A 17,003-nucleotide genomic window follows, 5' to 3' on the forward strand; every position below is an offset into this window, starting at 1 on the left:
GACACACCCTCGATCACGCACAGGAGCGCGCATGTCCGGCCCCCTGTACGCGCAGTCCGGCCGCACCGCCGGAGGCCCGTTCAGCCTGCTGCACAGGATTCTCGTCTGCCTGGTGCCGCTCCTGACCTTCGGTCTGCTCGGCATGCTGCCCTCGGTGCTGCTCGCCGCCCGCCGCCGCCGGGCGGTGGACGTGCTCGGCGCGGTGGTGTTCGGCCTCGTCCAGCTGACCATGTACGTCGTGCTCGGCCTCTCGCCGGAGGACACCACCGGCACCTGGTACGCCGACGTCACCGGGCTGACCGCGATCCTGCTCTGGCTGGGGGCGCCCGCGCACTTCCTGATCATGGACAGCCGGTCGATCTGGGGCACCCCCGCGGAGCCCGTCCAGGCCTACTGGCCCCCGCAGGGACTGATCCTGCCGACGCAGTACCCGCCCGCGGCCCCCACGCCCCCCGCGCCCGTGCCCGCCGTCCCGATGCCCTCCGGGCCGGTCCACCCCGGCCAGGTCCACCCCGGCCCGGTGCCCGCCGGATACCCGGCGCAGCCGCATCCGCCCGCCCACACGCCCGCCCCGGCCCGGCCCCCGGCGCCGGCCCCCGGCGCCCCCACCGTGCAGTCCGCGCCCGGCGCCGACGACCTCCAGCAGCTCGGTGAGCTGCTGCGCCGTCAGGCCGGGGACGGCCGCCCGTGACCGCCGCCAGGGTGGTCGACGGCCGCTACCGGCTGACCGAGAAGATCGGGCACGGCGGCATGGGCCAGGTCTGGGCCGGGCACGACCAGCGCCTCGACCGCCGGGTCGCCGTCAAGCTGCTCCGCACCGACCTGCTCGGCCCCGAGGACACCACCCGCAGCCGCGCCGACGAACTGCGCCGCCGCTTCCTGCGCGAGAGCCGGATCAGCGCAGCGCTCGACCACCCCGGCCTGGTCACGGTCTTCGATGCGGGCGCCGACGGCGCCGAGCTCTACCTCGTCATGCAGCGGGTGCCCGGCGTCAGCCTCGCCGACCTGCTGGCCGAGGACGGCCCGCTCACCGTCGACCGGGCGGCGGCCGCCGCGGCCCAGATCTGCTCCGCGCTCGCCGCCGTGCACGCCGTCCCGGTCGTCCACCGCGATCTGAAACCCAGCAACGTGATGGTCCGTCCGGACGGCCGGACCGTGCTGCTCGACCTCGGCATCGCCACCGCCCTCGACCCCGATGCCACCCGGCTCACCCTGACCGGCACCCCGATCGGCAGCCCCGCCTACATGGCGCCCGAACAGGCCCTCGCCGCCGGCGTCGACCCGCGCAGCGACCTCTACGCGCTCGGCTGCCTGCTGCACGAGATGCTCACCGGCGACGCGCCGTTCACCGCCCCGACCGCCCTCGGTGTGCTGCGCCGGCACGTCGACGAGCCGCCGCCGCCACTGCGCGAGCTGCGTCCGGAGGTCCCGGCGGCGCTGGAGCGGCTCGTCCTCGACCTGCTCGCCAAGCAGCCCGCCGACCGCCCCGCCGACGCCCAGCAGGTGTACGCCGCGCTGCTTCCGCTGCTGCCCGCTCCGGCCGCCGGGCCGCAGCCCCCGTACGGCGCGCTGCCCGACCCCGCCCGCCCGTACCGCCACCCGCACCAGCCGCAGCCCGCCCGCACGGCGGCGCCGGCCCCGCTGCGGGTGCGGCTGCCCGCCCCGGCACCGGCGGGCGACCCCGCCGCGGCGGACCACGCTCCCGTGCTGATGGCCGCCGTCCCGGCCGTCGCCGGGCCGCCGCACACCCCGGAGCCGAACCGCACCCCGGAGCCGGCCCGCGCACCCGGGCCGGCCGAGGACCTGACCGCCGCCTGCGCCCGGCTCTCCGACCTGGTGGCCGCCCGCCGCCACACCGAGGTGATCGGCCTGGCCGCCCGGCTGCTGCCCAGGGCCGCCGCCGAACTCGGCGAGGGCGCCCCGCTGCTGCACACCGTCCGGACGATCTACGCCCGGACGCTGCTGGAGGAGGGCCGAGCCCAGGACGCGCTCGCCGAGTACCGGCTGCTGGCCTCCGCCACCGCCGCCGAGCGCGGCCCGTACGACCCGGCGGCGCTCGACCACCGCTACCGGGCGGCGGGCTGTCTGGAGCGGCTCGGCCGCTCCGCGGAGGCCCTGGCCGAGTACCGGGCGCTGACCGCCGCGCTGCCGCCCGACTCGGACCAGGCCCTGGAGGTCCGCGAGCGCACCGGGCGGCTGCTGACCTCCGCCGGCGACCACGACGCGGCCTGGCACACCCTGCTCGAACTCCTGCTGGACACCGAGCGCCGCCGCGGCCCGCACCACGCCGACGTCCGGCGGCTGCGCGCACTGCTCGACCGGATCGGCGCCCTGCGCACCGCGACCCCGCTGCCCGGTGCCACCCCGCCGGCGCCCGCGGCCGGCACACCGCCGTCCGGGACGGCCCGGCCCGACCCGCGGCTGTTCGGCCCGGCCGGCCCGCCGCCGACACCGGTGCCCGGCAACCCGTACGCCACCGGCGGCTGAGGCACGGCGCACACGGGCCCGCGTACGGGGTCTGGGCAAGGCGCGGACGGCTCCCTATTGTTCACTCCAGTCAGGAGAACCATCGGACGCCATACGCCGCACCCACCGCCCCGGGAGGCCCCACGTGATCCGCATCCGCTCCGCCCTCCGCCCGGCCCGCACGGCCGCCGGCGTCCTGCTCGCGGCCGCCGTGCTGTCCGCGTGCGGCGGCGCCCCGGTGCACCAGGGCGCGGCGGCGGTGGTGGGCGGCGAACGGATCCCGATCGCCGAGGTGCAGGCCAAGGTGACCGCGCTGCGGGACGCCACGGCGGCCGCCACACCCGAGAACGCCCGGCCGGAGCAGGCCGGCCTGGTCCGCCGGACGGTCGCCGAACTCGTCCTGGACCGGGTGATCGCCCGCGCCCTCGCCGACCGCGGCCTGTCCGTCTCCGAGGGGGAGATCGCCGAGGCCCGGCAGGCCGACGCGAAGATGCTCGGCGGGGACGCCGCGCTGGAGCGGCAGCTGCTGCTCCGCCAGGGCGTGGCCGCGGCCGACGTCCCGGTCTTCTACCGGCAGCAGATCGGCATCCGCAAGATCGCCGCGGCGGCCGGCCAGGACCCGCGCACCGAGCAGGGCGACGCGGTCGTCCGCAAGGCCCTCGCCGAGGCCGGCACCGCCCTCGGCGTCGAGGTCAACCCGCGCTACGGCCGCTGGGACCCGGAGCAGATCGCCCTGGTCGACGCCGCCGCCGACTGGCTGCCCAGGCGCCCCGCCGCCGGCTGACCGCCCGTACCGCCGCCGGCCCGCGGCCGGCACCCCGAGGGCGGCCGGGCAGCGGGCCGGGAACGGTAGGTTCGGGGGTGTGGAGACTCCGAAGCTGATCCTGCTGACCACCACCCACCGGGTCGCCCCCGGCCTGCTGTCCTGGCCGGCCTGGGAGGCCCTGCGCTCGGCCGGCCGGGTGCTGGCCGCCGACCCGACGCACCCGCAGCTGCCCGCCGTCCGGCAGGCCGGGGTGGAGGTGGAGATCGTCGAGCGGACGTCCGCGCCGGCACTGGCCCGCCTGCTGGCCGGGGCCGCGCCCGTGCTCTGGCTGGGCAGCCCGGACGGCGACCCGGGCCTGACCGACGCGCTCGCCCGGCTGGCGGTCGAGGAGGCCGGCTCGGTGCCGGAGATCGAGCTGCTGCCGGGCTCGTACGACCTGCCGGGGGCGCGGCTGCTCGACCTGGCCTCGGTGATGGACCGGCTCCGCTCGCCCGGCGGCTGCCCGTGGGACGCCGAGCAGACCCACGAGTCGCTGGTGAAGTACCTGGTCGAGGAGGCGTACGAGCTCGTCGAGGCGATCGAGGAGGGCGACCGCGAGACGCTGCGCGAGGAGCTCGGGGACGTGCTGCTGCAGGTCTTCTTCCACTCCCGGATCGCCGAGGAGCACCCCGAGGACCCGTTCTCCGTGGACGACGTGGCCGGCGACATCGTGGAGAAGCTGATGTACCGGCACCCGCACGTCTTCGGCGACGTCGAGGCGACCGGCTCCGACCAGGTCGAGGCCAACTGGGAACAGCTGAAGGCCGCGGAGAAGCAGCGCGAGTCGGTGCTCGACGGCGTGCCGTCGGGCCTGCCCGCACTGGCGTACGCGGCCAAGCTGGTGTCGAGGGTGCGCCGGGCCGGCTTCACGGCGGTACCGGACGCGCCGTACGAGCTGCCCGGCGAGCTGACCGCGGAGAGCGCCGGCGAGCTGCTGCTGGCCGTGGCGCAGCGGGCGTACGACGCCGGGGTGGACGTCGATGCGGCGCTGCGCGGTGCCGCGCGCCGCTACCGGACGGCGGTGCGGACGGCCGAGGGGCTGTCGGACTGACGCTGCGGGGGCACGACCTCGCTGATCGCCTCGCCGACCAGGGCGAGCAGCTCGGCGAGCGGGGCGAGGCCGTCGGGCAGGTCGGCGAAGGAGACGATCCGCTCGCCGTACGGGCCGGCGACCGCGAAGAGGTCGATCGGGCCGAGGTGCTTGGTGGCGGTCTCCACCAGGGCGGCGATGTCGCTCGGCTGGTGGGCGTCGCCGCTGACGCCGACCACCGGGCAGCCCGGGCGGTCGAGCTCGGTGGCCAGGTCCTCCGCCACGCCGGGGCGCAGGTCGGCGACGAGCATGCCCGCGGCCCCCGCGGCGGCGAAGCGGCGGGCGAGGTCCGCCCCCTCGCCCCCGCTGAGTACGGCGATGACCACCACTGCCCCGGCTACTCGCACGGCCTGCTCCTCTCTGAGCACGCTTCCCCGTGGACGGCACCGCACGGCCGCCCGTCATCGGTTATCGGAGGATCGTAGGCACCCCGCGACCCTCCGCAACAGGGATTACCCTCCAGGTGACCAGACTCACGCCCGTCCGGGCGGACGGTCCGGGGCGTGTCCCACGGGTGCACGGCGGCCGGTGCCCGGCGTCGGGCGGGCCGCCGTCCGGCGGATACCGTCGGGGCATGCCGGAGACGTCCCGAACCGACCAGCCCGAACTCTTCACCTGGGAGTTCGCCGCCGACCCGTACCCCGCCTACGCCTGGTTGCGCGAGCACGCGCCGGTGCACCGCACCACGCTGCCCAGCGGAGTGGAGGCCTGGCTGGTGACCCGGTACGCGGACGCCCGGCAGGCCCTCGCGGACAGCAGGCTGTCGAAGAACCCGGTGCACCACAGCGAGCAGGCGCACCGCTCCGGCCGGGTCGGCATCCCGGGCGAGCGGCAGGCCGACCTGATGACGCACCTGCTGAACATCGACCCGCCGGACCACACCCGGCTGCGCCGGCTGGTGTCCAAGGCGTTCACCCCGCGGCGGGTCGCGGAGTTCGAGCCGCGGGTGCAGCAGCTCACCGATCGGCTGATCGACTCCTTCGCCGGGCGCGGCACCGCCGACCTGATCCACGAGTTCGCCTTCCCGCTGCCGATCTACGCGATCTGCGACCTGCTGGGCGTGCCGCCCGAAGACCAGGACGACTTCCGGGACTGGGCCGGAATGATGATCCGACACCACGGCGGGCAGCGCGGCGGCGTCGGCCGGGCCGTGAAGCGGATGCGCGGCTACCTGGCGGAGCTGATCCACCGCAAGCGGGCCGACCTCGGCGACGACCTGATCTCCGGGCTGATCAGGGCCAGCGACCACGGCGAGCACCTGACCGAGAACGAGGCCGCGGCGATGGCCTTCATCCTGCTCTTCGCCGGCTTCGAGACCACCGTCAACCTGATCGGCAACGGCCTGTACGCGCTGCTGCGCAACCCCGGCCAGCGGGCGCTGCTCCAGGAGTCGCTGGCCCGCGGCGAGAGCGGCCTGCTGGAGACCGGGATCGAGGAGCTGCTCCGCTACGACGGGCCGGTGGAGCTGGCCACCTGGCGGTTCGCGACCCGGCCGCTGGTGATCGGCGGGGTGGAGATCCCGGTCGGCGACCCGGTGCTGGTCGTGCTGGCGGCGGCCGACCGCGATCCGGCCAGGTTCGCCGACGAGAACACCCTGGACCTCGCCCGCACCGACAACCCGCACCTGGGCTTCGGCCACGGCATCCACTACTGCATCGGTGCGCCGCTGGCCCGGCTGGAGGGCCGGGCGACGCTGGCGACGCTGCTGACCAGGCTGCCCGACCTCGCGCTGGACGCCGACCCGGCCGACCTGCGCTGGCGCGGCGGCCTCATCATGCGGGGGCTGCGCGAGCTGCCGGTCGCCTTCACCCCGCAGGCGGACGTTCCACCGCCGCCCGGGCGGGACGACATCGCCTGACGGTGTGTCGTGTCGCCGCCGCAAGGCCGGGACTGAACACTCATCAATCAGGACAAATCAGTATCGTTCGTGGGCGATAATCAGTTCGCCGTAATTCTTGCGTGATATGAGCGATATGAGCTTGTGATCGGTCGTCGGCTCTGCCTACTCTCCGAATCAGTCCGCAGCAGCGGACCCCGGCTGCGGAAACGCCGAATCCTGTCCGCCGCATCCCGGGCCTGACGACCGAAGACGAAGGACAGGGGCGGGGGAACCACGTTCGTCGCCGTCCCCACGGCTAGGGGTGAAGCCGCGTCAGCAGGACCCCTCCTGCGGCCGCGGCCGGGCCAAGCCTCCCGGTCCGAACCCGACAGCTCACCTCGCAGGCGTTCGGAGAGGGACAACCCATGCTCTTCACCGGACCTGGCCGCCACCGCCGCAGGACCTCCGCCGAGAAGGCGGTCGCCGTCGCGGGTGTCGCCGGTGTCGGCCTCGCCATGCCGCTGCTCACCGCGGCGGGCGCGCATGCCGCCCCCGTCTCGATCTGGGACAAGGTCGCCCAGTGCGAGAGCGGCGGGAACTGGAAGATCAACACCGGCAACGGCTACTACGGCGGGCTGCAGTTCAGCGCACGCACCTGGAAGGGGTTCGGCGGCGCCCGGTACGCGCCGCTCGCCCACCAGGCGAGCAAGAGCCAGCAGATCGCCGTCGCCGAGAAGGTGCTGGCCTCCCAGGGGCCCAATGCGTGGCCGGTCTGTTCCAAACGCGCCGGCCTGACCCGCGCCTCCGCCTCGAGTACCGGGGCGGCCGGCACCGCCCAGTCCGGCAGCGGGCAGCGCTCGGGCTCGCCGCGGTTCCCCGGCCACGGCGGGTGGGACGCGTCCGGCGGCGTGTACTGGTACCAGAAGGACGACCGCTGGTACTGGACGGCGCACCGCGAGATCTACGAGCGGCACCTGCCGCCGACCCCGGCCGAGCCGGCCGGCGGCGACGACGACGGGGACGCCGCGGCGGAGGACTCCGGGCGGACGATGCAGGCCGTCCCCGTGCCCGAGGTCGGCCGCGCGACGTACACCGTGCAGCCCGGCGACACGCTCTCCGGCATCGCCGCCGACCGCGGCACGGCCGGCGGCTGGGAGCAGCTGTACGCGAACAACAGGGAGGTCGTCGGCGCCGACCCCGACCTGATCCTGCCCGGCCAGCAGCTGCAGTTGGACTGACGGACCGACACTGTACGAACGGCCCGTCCGCCCGCGGGGCGGCACCCGGGGGCGGACGGCCGGTTTTGTGGTCCTTCAGGTGAACTACCGGCGAGTAGCCAGGTCACACGGTGAGACAGGGCCATGCGCGGCGTGGCCCTGCGGGCCCGTGCGGTTAGGCTCTGGTCGTAACGACCCTCATCCGCTTCCGCTAGGAGATGCCTCGTGCCGTCCATCGATGTCGTCGTAGCCCGCGAAATCCTCGACTCCCGCGGTAACCCCACGGTCGAGGTCGAGGTCGGCCTCGACGACGGCAGCACCGGTCGTGCCGCTGTCCCGTCCGGTGCCTCCACCGGTGCCTTCGAGGCCCTGGAGCTTCGCGACGGCGACAAGAACCGCTACTTCGGCAAGGGCGTGGAGAAGGCCGTCCTCGCCGTCATCGAGCAGATCGGCCCGGAGCTGGTCGGCTACGACGCCACCGAGCAGCGCCTGATCGACCAGGCCATGCTCGACCTGGACGCCACCCCCGACAAGTCCTCGCTCGGCGCCAACGCCATCCTCGGCGTCTCCCTCGCCGTGGCGCACGCCGCCTCCGAGGCCAGCGACCTGCCGCTGTTCCGCTACCTGGGCGGCCCCAACGCGCACGTCCTGCCGGTGCCGATGATGAACATCCTCAACGGCGGCTCGCACGCGGACTCCAACGTCGACATCCAGGAGTTCATGATCGCCCCGATCGGCGCGGAGTCCTTCTCCGAGGCCGTCCGCTGGGGCGTCGAGGTCTACCACACCCTCAAGGGCGTGCTGAAGGAGCGCGGCCTGTCCACCGGCCTCGGCGACGAGGGCGGCTTCGCGCCGAACCTGGACTCCAACCGCGAGGCCCTCGACCTGATCGTCGAGGCCATCAAGAAGGCCGGCTACACCCCGGGCAAGGACGTCGCGCTCGCCCTGGACGTCGCGTCCTCCGAGTTCCACAACGACGGTGCCTACACCTTCGAGGGCAAGGCGATCTCCTCCGCCGAGCTCATCGACTACTACGCCGAGCTGGTCGCCGCGTACCCGCTGGTCTCCATCGAGGACCCGCTGGACGAGTCGGACTGGGACGGCTGGAAGGCCATGACCGACAAGCTGGGCGACAAGGTCCAGCTGGTCGGCGACGACCTGTTCGTCACCAACCCGGAGCGCCTGCGCCGCGGCATCGAGACCGGCACCGCCAACGCGCTGCTGGTGAAGGTCAACCAGATCGGCTCGCTCACCGAGACCCTGGACGCCGTCGAGCTGGCCCAGCGCAACGGCTACCGCTGCATGATGTCGCACCGTTCGGGCGAGACCGAGGACGTCACCATCGCCGACCTCGCCGTCGCCACCAACTGCGGCCAGATCAAGACCGGCGCCCCGGCCCGCTCCGAGCGCGTCGCCAAGTACAACCAGCTGCTGCGCATCGAGGAGATCCTCGACGACGCCGCCGAGTACGCGGGCCGCGGCGCGTTCCCGCGGTTCAAGTTCGAAGGCTGACACCCCGCGGCTGACACACGGCCGCTGGACCGGTGCCCCGGCAACCACCCCGTAGGGTGGGGGCCGGGGCACCGGCGTGAGCAGGAGGGGTACGAGCGATGTGGAAGATCCCGGGACTGGCGGGGCGACCGCGCTTCACCAGCCGCGCGACCGTGCTCGTGCTCGTCCTGTGCTCGCTGGTGGCGATACTCGCCTACCCCGCACGGCAGTTCCTGACGCAGCGCTCGGAGATCGCCGACCAGCGGGCGAGGGCGGAGCACGCCCGGCAGCAGGTCGACGAACTCCGCCGGGCGAAGGCCCGCTGGCAGGACCCGGAGTACGTGAAGGCGCAGGCCCGCGAGCGGCTGCACTTCGCGATGCCCGGTGAGACCCCGTTCGTCTCGGTCGACCCGTCGGCCACCGCCGGGCCGGCCTCCGCCGACGCCCTGCCCACCGGCCCGGTCAGGGCCGCCAAGCCCTGGTACACCACCGTCCTCGACTCGGTCGACCTGGCCGACTCGACCACCGCCCCTCACGAAGACAGCACCCCATGACTTCTGAACAGCACCCCGGCACCCCCTCCGGCCCCGCCGTGCCGGACGCCGACGTCGCCGCCATCGCCGCCCAGCTCGGCCGGGTCCCGCGCGGGCTGCGCGGCGTGGCCCACCGCTGCCCCTGCGGCAACCCCGACGTGGTCGAGACGGCCCCCCGGCTGCCCGACGGCACGCCGTTCCCCACGCTCTACTACCTGACCTGCCCCAAGGCCGCCTCGCTGATCGGCACCCTGGAGGCCGACGGTGTGATGAAGGATCAGAGCGCCCGGCTCGCCGAGGACCCGGAGCTCGCCGCCGCCTACCGCGCGGCCCACGAGGACTACATCGCCCGCCGTGACGCCATCGAGGTGCTGGAGGGCTTCCCGAGCGCCGGCGGCATGCCGGACCGGGTGAAGTGCCTGCACGTCCTGGTCGGCCACTCGCTGGCCGCCGGACCGGGCGTCAACCCGCTCGGCGACGAGGCGCTCGGCATGCTGGAGGACTGGTGGGCCAAGGGCCCCTGCGTCTCCGCGGAGGAGGTGGAGGCCGCCGGCGAGCGCGTCCTCCGCAACCGCGCCAAGGACCAGGACCACGCCGCCGTCATCGCGGCCAAGGAGCAGAAGACCGCCGAGCGCGCGGCCAAGCGCGCCCGCGCCGAGGAGGAGGGCCAGTGACCGCGACCCGGGTCGCCGCGATCGACTGCGGCACCAACTCCATCCGGCTGCTGATCGCCGACCTCGACCCGGCCACCGGCGCGATCGCCGACCTCGACCGCCGGATGGTCATCAACCGGCTCGGCCAGGGCGTGGACTCCACCGGCCGCCTCCACCCCGACGCCCTGGAGCGCACCTTCGCGGCCTGCCGCGAGTACGCGGAGATCATCACCGCGCACGGCGTGGGGCCGGAGCGGATCCGCTTCGTCGCCACCAGCGCCTCCCGGGACGCCGAGAACGCCGCCGAGTTCACCGGGGGCGTGCACGCCGTTCTCGGCGTCACCCCGCAGGTGGTCAGCGGCGAGGAGGAGGCCCACCTCTCCTTCACCGGCGCCACCAAGGAGCTCACCGGCGGCCCGTTCAAGCCGCCCTACCTGGTCTTCGACCTCGGCGGCGGCTCCACCGAGTTCGTGCTCGGCGGCGAGGACGTGCAGGCCGCCCGCTCGGTGGACATCGGCTGCGTGCGGCTGACCGAGCGCCACTTCGCCGGCACCGAACTGCCCTCCGAGGAGCAGATCGCCCGCGCCCGGGCCGACATCGGCGCCGCGCTCGACACCGCCGCCGAGGCCGTCCCGCTCACCGAGGCGGCCACCCTGGTGGGCCTCGCCGGCACCGTCACCACGGTGGCCGGCATCGTGCTCGGCCTGCCCGCGTACGACTCCGAGAAGATCCACCACGCCAGGCTCTCCGTGGAGCAGGTCCGTGAGACCGCACTGAAGCTGCTGCACTCCACCCACGCCGAGCGGATGGCCATCCCGGTGATGCACCCCGGCCGGGCCGACGTGATCGGCGCCGGCGCGCTCGTCCTGCTGGAGATCATGGAGCGCACCGGTGCCTCCGAGGTGGTCGTCAGCGAGCACGACATCCTCGACGGCATCGCCTGGAGTATCGCCCCCTGACCTGCTGAGGGCCTTACCCGAGCGGCCCCGGAGCGCCCCCGCGGCGCCCGGGGCCGCCGCCTGTACCGCGTGTCGCGAGAACCTTCGTGAATTTCTTCACATGGCCGACCGGCCTTTCGGCGCACTCCGGTGTCCGGTCCGTCCGATATGTGGGACCGAAGGTCGCCCTCCGTGTTCGGCCAGCGGATCGCAGGCTGAGCTCGCCCGTCGGCGATGGATTCGAAATTCCGCTCGGGAACTCCGGCGTGACCGGGATCGTTGCTGCTCAGCGCGGCCGTGACCGCCCCCGGGCTCACCCGGCACCGCCCCGCGCGGTGAGCGGGCCGCTACACCCCCGAAATGCGGCCGCGCAGTGTAGCAGAGGGTGTCCAGAGGCTTGTGACGGGCCTCACGAAGTGCCCGTCAGATGGGGGTGGATACTTTCGGATATGAGCACCACGGAGCGTCCTCGCATCCTCATTGTCGGCGGTGGTTACGTCGGCCTGTATGCCGCGATGCGCATCCTCAAGAAGATGCGTTACGGCGAAGCGACCGTCACGGTCGTCGACCCGCGGTCGTACATGACGTACCTGCCCTTCCTTCCCGAGGCGGCCGGCGGCAACGTCGCGCCCCGCAACCTCGTCGCGCCGCTGCGCAGCGCCCTCAAGAAGGCGGAGGTGCTCACCGGTGCGGTCACCGGTGTGGACCACGCCCGCAAGGTCGCCACCATCCAGCCCGCGGCCGGCGACTCGTACGAGCTGCCCTTCGACTACCTGGTCGTCGCCACCGGCTCGGTCTCGCGCACCTTCCCGATCCCGGGTCTCGCCGAGCACGGCATCGGCATGAAGACGGTCGAGGAGGCGATCAGCCTCCGCAACCACGTCATGGCGCAGCTCGACAAGGCCGAGTCCACCACCGACGCGGACGTCCGCCGCAAGGCGCTGACCTTCGTGGTCGTCGGCGGCGGCTTCGCCGGTGTCGAGACGATCGCCGAGATCGAGGACATGGCCCGCGACGCGGCCAAGATCTACAAGACCGTCAGCCGCGACGACATGCGCTTCATCCTGGTCGAGGCGGCCAACCGCATCCTCCCGGAGATGGGCCCGGACCTCGGTCTGTGGACCAAGGAGAAGCTCGAAGAGCGCAACATCGAGATCTACATCGAGACCTCGATGGACTCCTGCGTCGACCAGCACGTCGTCCTGAAGAACGGTGTCGAGGCCGACGCCTCCACCATCGTCTGGACGGCTGGCGTCAAGCCGAACCCGGTGCTGGCCAACTTCGGCCTCCCGCTCGGCCCGCGCGGCCACGTCGACACCGCTCCCACCCTCCAGGTGCAGGGCTTCGACTACGTCTGGTCCGCCGGCGACAACGCCCAGGTGCCGGACCTCGCCGTCGGCGAGGGCGCCTGGTGCCCGCCGAACGCCCAGCACGCGGTGCGTCAGGCGCTCGTCCTCGCCGACAACGTGGTCTCCGGCATGCGGGGCTTCCCGCAGAAGGAGTACAAGCACAAGAACCTCGGTGCGGTCGCCGGCCTCGGCCTGCACAAGGGCGTGGCGATCCTCTTCGGCAAGTACAAGCTGAAGGGCCGTCCGGCCTGGTGGTTCCACCGCCTGTACCACGGCAGCCGGGTGCCCACCATGAACCGCAAGATCCGCGTGTTCACCGACTGGACGCTGGCGATGTTCCTCAAGCGCGAGACCGTCGGCCTCGCCGAGATGGAGAAGCCGTTCGAGGCGTTCCAGGAGGCCGCCGGCCCCGCCAAGGCCGTTCCGGCCCAGGCGAAGCCGGCTGTCGCCGAGAAGGAGCTCGCCACCAGCAAGTAAGCGACTGTGGCCCCGGCCGTGCAGGTCGGGGATGAGTCGGAGGCCCTCCGCCCGGCAACGCCGCCGGACCACGACCTCCGTGGTGCTCAGCCGGCCGTGCGAGCCGGGCGGAGTACAGAAGTGACCGAAGGCCCCCGCCGTAACCGGGCGGGGGCCTTCGGCGTGCCCGGGGCGTGCCGTCCGGGGCGCCGGGCGCCCGCAGGGGCGCACCCGGCTGACGGTGCGTCGGGGGTGCCCGGGGCCGCGTCCCGGGGCCGCACCGGGCCCGCTGCGGGACGGCCCAGGGCCCCGGCACCTTGTCGGTGCCGGGGCCCTGTGCGGAGCCGGAGGGTCAGTCCGTCTTGATGGCGGAGAGGATGTCCAGCCGGGAGGCGCGGCGGGCCGGCCAGATCGCGGCCACCATGCCCACCAGCCCGGCCAGCGCCAGGAAGACCAGCAGCTTGCCGTACGGGAGGACGGTGCCCAGGCCCGGCATGCTGGACTCCAGGGTGCCGTTGACCGCCCAGGCCAGGAAGCAGCCGAGCAGGACGCCGATCACCGCGCCGAACATCGAGATCACCACGGACTCCAGCCGGACCATCCGCTTGATGCCGCGCCGGTCGAGGCCGATCGCGCGGAGCATGCCGATCTCCCGCTTCCGTTCGAAGACGGACATCGCCAGCGTGTTGATCACGCCGAGCACGGCGACCAGCACCGACATCGCCAGCAGGCCGTACATCAGGTTCAGCATGAAGGTGATGATCTTGTTGAACTCGTCCCGGATGTCCTGCTTGGTCCGGACCTCGATCACCGGGTTGCTGCCGGTGGCGTCCTTGATCGCCTTGCGCAGGCCGTCGCTCGGACCGTCGGAGGCCTTCACCAGGATCTGGGTGACGTACGGGTCCTCGACGTGCTTGAACACCTCGGTGTTGGCGATCACGACCGGCGAGAGCAGCTCGCTCTTCCGGAAGACGCCGCCGACCGTGACCTGACCCTTGCTGCCGTCCGGATACTCCACCGACAGGGTGGAGCCGACCGACAGGTTGTGGTTCTTCGCGGTGTCCGCCTCGACCAGGATGCCGCCCTGCTTCAGAGCGCCGGTCGAGCCGCTGTCGAGCGTCAGCGAGACCAGCCGGTCGATCGCGTCGGCGTCCACACCGCTGATCGCGCGGTCCCGGCCGTCCAGCGTCCAGTACACGTCGGTCATCGGGCTCACCGCGGCCACACCCGGCACCTTGGCGACCGAGGCGGCCAGCTTCGGGTCGGGGGAGATGCCGTTGGCGGTCTTGATGCTGTAGTCCGCCTTCATGCTGCTGGTCACCGAGCGGTCGACGGCCTCGCCGACCGAGGTGCCGAGCACCGTCAGCGAGCTGACCAGGGCCAGGCCGATGGTGAGCGCGGCCGCGGTGGCGGCGGTGCGGCGCGGGTTGCGCACCGCGTTCTGCCGGGCCAGCCGGCCGGCGGTGCCCGCCGGGCGCAGCAGCGGGCCGACCAGGGCGATCACCGGGCGGGACAGCAGCGGCAGCAGGATGAAGATGCCGATCATGGCCAGGCCCGCACCGGCGGCCACCGGCATCCGGCCGGAGGAGTCGCCGGACGCGGCGCCGAGGGCGACCAGGCCCAGGCCGCCGGCCGCGATCAGACCGCCGATCACGTTGCGGACGACCAGGCTCTTCTGCGGGGCGGGCTGGTCACCGCTGCTCATGGCGGCGACCGGGGCGATCCGCGAGGCGCGGACGGCGGGCAGCAGCGCGGAGAGCGTGGTGACCACGACGCCGACCACCAGGGAGACCACGATCGTCGCCGGGGCCACCACCAGGCTGCCGGCCGGCAGGCCCGCGTCCAGGGCGTCGAGCACGGCACGCATGCCGGCGCCGATGCCGATGCCGGTGACCAGGCCGGCGACCGAGGCGATGATGCCGATCAGCAGCGCCTCGATCAGCACCGAGCGGGTGACCTGGCCGCGGCCGGCGCCGACCGCACGCAGCAGGGCCAACTCGCGGGTGCGCTGGGCGACCAGCATGGTGAAGGTGTTGGCGATGATGAAGATGCCGACGAAGAGCGAGATGCCGGCGAAGGCGAGCAGCGCGGTCTTCATGCCGGAGGTGCCGTCGGCGATCATCTTCGTCTGGCTGTCGGTCAGCTCCTGGCCGGTCTCGGCCTGCATCTGGCCGTCACCCGGCAGGACCGGGGTGATCTGCTGCAGCAGGGCGGACTGCGAGGTGCCCGGCTTCGCCGTCACCGTGATGGTGCTGTACTGGCCGGGCGCCAGCAGCAGCTGCTGGGCGGTGGCGTTGTCGAAGAGGGTCAGCGTGCCGCCGGACTCGACCTGCGGGTCGTCGGTGGTGAAGACGCCGACCAGCGTCCGCTCCACGGCCGGGCCGTCGGAGGCCGTCCGGACGGGGTCGCCGAGGTGGTAGCCGCCCTTCTCGGCGGTGCGGCGGTCGAGGGCGATCTCCTGGGAGGTCTTCGGGCCGCGGCCCTCGGCCATCGGGTAGCGCGAGTCCTTGCCGGAGGCGTCCGGCAGGAAGTTGCCGCCGCGGGAGCTCCAGCCCTGGCCGATCAGGTCGCCCTTGCGGTCGGCCACGCCGACGAAGCCGCCGACGCTGCCGCGGGCGCGCTCGGTGCCGGGCAGCGCGGCGATCTTCGCCACGGTGTCGTCGGTGAGCTTCGCCTGGTTCTTCCCGCTCTTCTCACGGGCGCGGAAGGGCGAGTCGGCGACCGGGTCGGTGACCTGGACGGAGATGTCCGAGTAGCTCTTGGAGAGGCTGTTCTTCATGGCCTCGCCGAGCGTGTCGGAGAAGACCATGGTGCCGGCCACGAAGGCCGTGCCCAGCATGACGGCGAGTGCCGTCATCAACAGTCGGCCCTTGTGGGCCAGCACGTTGCGCAGTGCGGTGCGGTACATGGGTGGGTGTCCTGGAGGAGTCGGTGCGGGCGGGCGGCGGAGGGCGCGTCAGCTGGTGCGGCCCTTGGCATCGAAGCGGCGCATGCGGTCCAGGACGGTGTCGGCGGTCGGGGCGATCAGCTCGTCGACGATCCGGCCGTCGGCGAGGAAGACGACACGGTCGGCGTACGAGGCGGCGACCGGGTCGTGCGTCACCATCACGACGGTCTGGCCGAGTTCGCGCACCGAGTTGCGCAGGAAGGAGAGGATCTCCGCGCCGGAGCGGGAGTCGAGGTTGCCGGTCGGCTCGTCGGCGAAGATGATCTCCGGCTTGGAGGCCAGCGCGCGGGCGCAGGCGACACGCTGCTGCTGCCCGCCGGAGAGCTGGGAGGGGCGGTGCGAGAGCCGGCCGGAGAGGCCGACCGTGTCGACCACGCGGTCCAGCCACTGCTTGTCCACCCGGGTGCCCGCGATGTCCATGGGCAGGGTGATGTTCTCCAGCGCGGTCAGCGTGGGCAGCAGGTTGAAGGCCTGGAAGATGAAGCCGATCTTGTCCCGGCGGAGCCGGGTGAGCTGCTTGTCCTTCAGGCCGACCAGCTCCGTCCCGCCGATGGTCGCGGAGCCGGAGCTCACCGTGTCGAGGCCCGCCATGCAGTGCATCAGGGTCGACTTGCCGGAGCCGGAGGGCCCCATGATGGCGGTGAACTCGCCCTGGGCGAAGGCCACGCTCACGTCGTCCAGCGCGACCACACGGGTCTCGCCCGCCCCGTAGACCTTGCTCAGGCCGTCGGCTCGGGCGGCCGCCTGGCCGGTGCGGACGGCGGATGCGGTCGTCGTGGTCACGAGGGCTCCTGTCGGGAGGGTGCGGGCTGTCTACTCGATCGTCTCCTGCGTGATCATGGACTTCGTCGCTCCGGCGAACGGTTCCCGCGACCGCCACCAGGCGTATCCGGAACGTGTCCTCTCCTCCTGCGGTATGACACCGACCCTGAGAACCGCCGCTGGCCGGATCTCACCGCAGGGTGGCCGAATCACGGACTGTTCGTCAGATGGCAAGGAAACATGACAACTTCCGATGGCCGGAACATGCGAAACGGGCATCGGGGCGACTAGGCTCAGGGGAGCCCGACACGGGCGCGCGGTTCACGCCCGGGTGGTGGAACGCAGACACGGGCAGCTTAAAACTGCTTGGCCGCGAGGCCGTGCCGGTTCGAGTCCGGCCCCGGGCACCAGCGCCACTGTGGCGCCGCAGGAGATCCTCCTCACGGCGTACGCGAATTCTTTTGCCAAACCATTACC

General features: G+C 73.1%; 14 protein-coding genes, 1 tRNA gene and 1 riboswitch. Of the genes, 12 read left to right on the forward strand and 3 right to left on the reverse strand.

Annotated elements, in window-relative coordinates; genetic code table 11:
* The first annotated feature begins 31 nt into the window (after positions 1 to 31).
* The 4 genes from AB0M03_RS28085 (at position 32) to AB0M03_RS28100 (ending at position 4,322) form a co-directional block, all read left to right on the forward strand.
* Positions 32 to 691, forward strand: coding sequence for a hypothetical protein (locus tag AB0M03_RS28085; RefSeq protein WP_363495863.1), 660 nt, complete (start codon positions 32 to 34; stop codon positions 689 to 691).
* Entirely contained in the window at positions 688 to 2,487 is a 1,800-nt protein-coding gene (locus AB0M03_RS28090) for a protein kinase (RefSeq protein ID WP_363495866.1), read from the forward strand. The genes AB0M03_RS28085 and AB0M03_RS28090 overlap by 4 nt, the downstream gene beginning before the upstream one ends.
* A gap of 124 nt (positions 2,488 to 2,611) precedes the next feature.
* Positions 2,612 to 3,250, forward strand: a complete 639-nt coding sequence (locus AB0M03_RS28095; RefSeq protein WP_363495869.1) for a SurA N-terminal domain-containing protein — start codon at positions 2,612 to 2,614, stop codon at positions 3,248 to 3,250.
* Positions 3,251 to 3,329: 79 nt separating this feature from the next.
* A complete protein-coding gene (locus tag AB0M03_RS28100) occupies positions 3,330 to 4,322 on the forward strand; it encodes a MazG family protein (protein WP_363495872.1) in 993 nt (330 codons plus the stop codon).
* Here the strand turns inward: AB0M03_RS28100 and AB0M03_RS28105 are convergent.
* On the reverse strand, positions 4,280 to 4,708 hold the full coding sequence (locus AB0M03_RS28105) for an SDR family NAD(P)-dependent oxidoreductase (RefSeq protein WP_363495874.1): 429 nt from the start codon (positions 4,706 to 4,708) through the stop codon (positions 4,280 to 4,282). The two genes, AB0M03_RS28100 and AB0M03_RS28105, sit on opposite strands and share 43 nt — an antisense overlap.
* A 227-nt stretch (positions 4,709 to 4,935) precedes the next feature.
* On the opposite strand from AB0M03_RS28105, the gene AB0M03_RS28110 reads away from it, so the two are divergent.
* The 7 genes from AB0M03_RS28110 (at position 4,936) to AB0M03_RS28140 (ending at position 12,838) form a co-directional block, all read left to right on the forward strand.
* Entirely contained in the window at positions 4,936 to 6,219 is a 1,284-nt protein-coding gene (locus AB0M03_RS28110) for a cytochrome P450 (RefSeq protein ID WP_363495877.1), read from the forward strand.
* A gap of 193 nt (positions 6,220 to 6,412) precedes the next feature.
* Positions 6,413 to 6,601, forward strand: a riboswitch (cyclic di-AMP (ydaO/yuaA leader).
* A gap of 4 nt (positions 6,602 to 6,605) precedes the next feature.
* Positions 6,606 to 7,418 (forward strand): transglycosylase family protein, encoded by an 813-nt coding sequence (locus tag AB0M03_RS28115; RefSeq protein WP_363495880.1) that lies wholly within the window; start codon positions 6,606 to 6,608, stop codon positions 7,416 to 7,418.
* 204 nt (positions 7,419 to 7,622) lie between these two features.
* Entirely contained in the window at positions 7,623 to 8,909 is a 1,287-nt protein-coding gene (gene eno, locus AB0M03_RS28120) for a phosphopyruvate hydratase (protein WP_363495883.1), read from the forward strand.
* A gap of 98 nt (positions 8,910 to 9,007) precedes the next feature.
* Positions 9,008 to 9,442: a septum formation initiator family protein gene (locus AB0M03_RS28125; RefSeq protein ID WP_363495886.1), complete on the forward strand. Its 435-nt coding sequence runs from the start codon at positions 9,008 to 9,010 to the stop codon at positions 9,440 to 9,442.
* A complete protein-coding gene (locus AB0M03_RS28130; protein ID WP_363495889.1) occupies positions 9,439 to 10,095 on the forward strand; it encodes a DUF501 domain-containing protein in 657 nt (218 codons plus the stop codon). Before AB0M03_RS28125 ends, AB0M03_RS28130 begins: the two co-directional genes overlap by 4 nt.
* The gene (locus AB0M03_RS28135) at positions 10,092 to 11,033 is read left to right on the forward strand and encodes a Ppx/GppA phosphatase family protein (RefSeq protein ID WP_363495892.1); all 942 of its coding nucleotides are present in this window, start codon (positions 10,092 to 10,094) and stop codon (positions 11,031 to 11,033) included. Before AB0M03_RS28130 ends, AB0M03_RS28135 begins: the two co-directional genes overlap by 4 nt.
* A gap of 428 nt (positions 11,034 to 11,461) precedes the next feature.
* Entirely contained in the window at positions 11,462 to 12,838 is a 1,377-nt protein-coding gene (locus AB0M03_RS28140; protein ID WP_363495895.1) for an FAD-dependent oxidoreductase, read from the forward strand.
* Positions 12,839 to 13,169: 331 nt separating this feature from the next.
* Here AB0M03_RS28140 and AB0M03_RS28145 read toward each other — a convergent pair whose 3' ends face one another.
* Together AB0M03_RS28145 and AB0M03_RS28150 are read right to left on the reverse strand one after the other, a co-directional pair.
* Positions 13,170 to 15,725: an FtsX-like permease family protein gene (locus AB0M03_RS28145; protein ID WP_363495898.1), complete on the reverse strand. Its 2,556-nt coding sequence runs from the start codon at positions 15,723 to 15,725 to the stop codon at positions 13,170 to 13,172.
* A gap of 48 nt (positions 15,726 to 15,773) precedes the next feature.
* Positions 15,774 to 16,547 (reverse strand): ABC transporter ATP-binding protein, encoded by a 774-nt coding sequence (locus tag AB0M03_RS28150; RefSeq protein WP_363495901.1) that lies wholly within the window; start codon positions 16,545 to 16,547, stop codon positions 15,774 to 15,776.
* A gap of 304 nt (positions 16,548 to 16,851) precedes the next feature.
* Between AB0M03_RS28150 and AB0M03_RS28155 the strand changes: the two genes are divergently transcribed.
* Positions 16,852 to 16,936: transfer RNA gene (locus tag AB0M03_RS28155), tRNA-Leu, on the forward strand.
* The last annotated feature ends 67 nt before the right edge of the window (positions 16,937 to 17,003 follow it).

The sequence above is a fragment of the Kitasatospora sp. NPDC051914 genome (genome assembly GCF_040680995.1).
Classification (GTDB): domain Bacteria; phylum Actinomycetota; class Actinomycetes; order Streptomycetales; family Streptomycetaceae; genus Kitasatospora.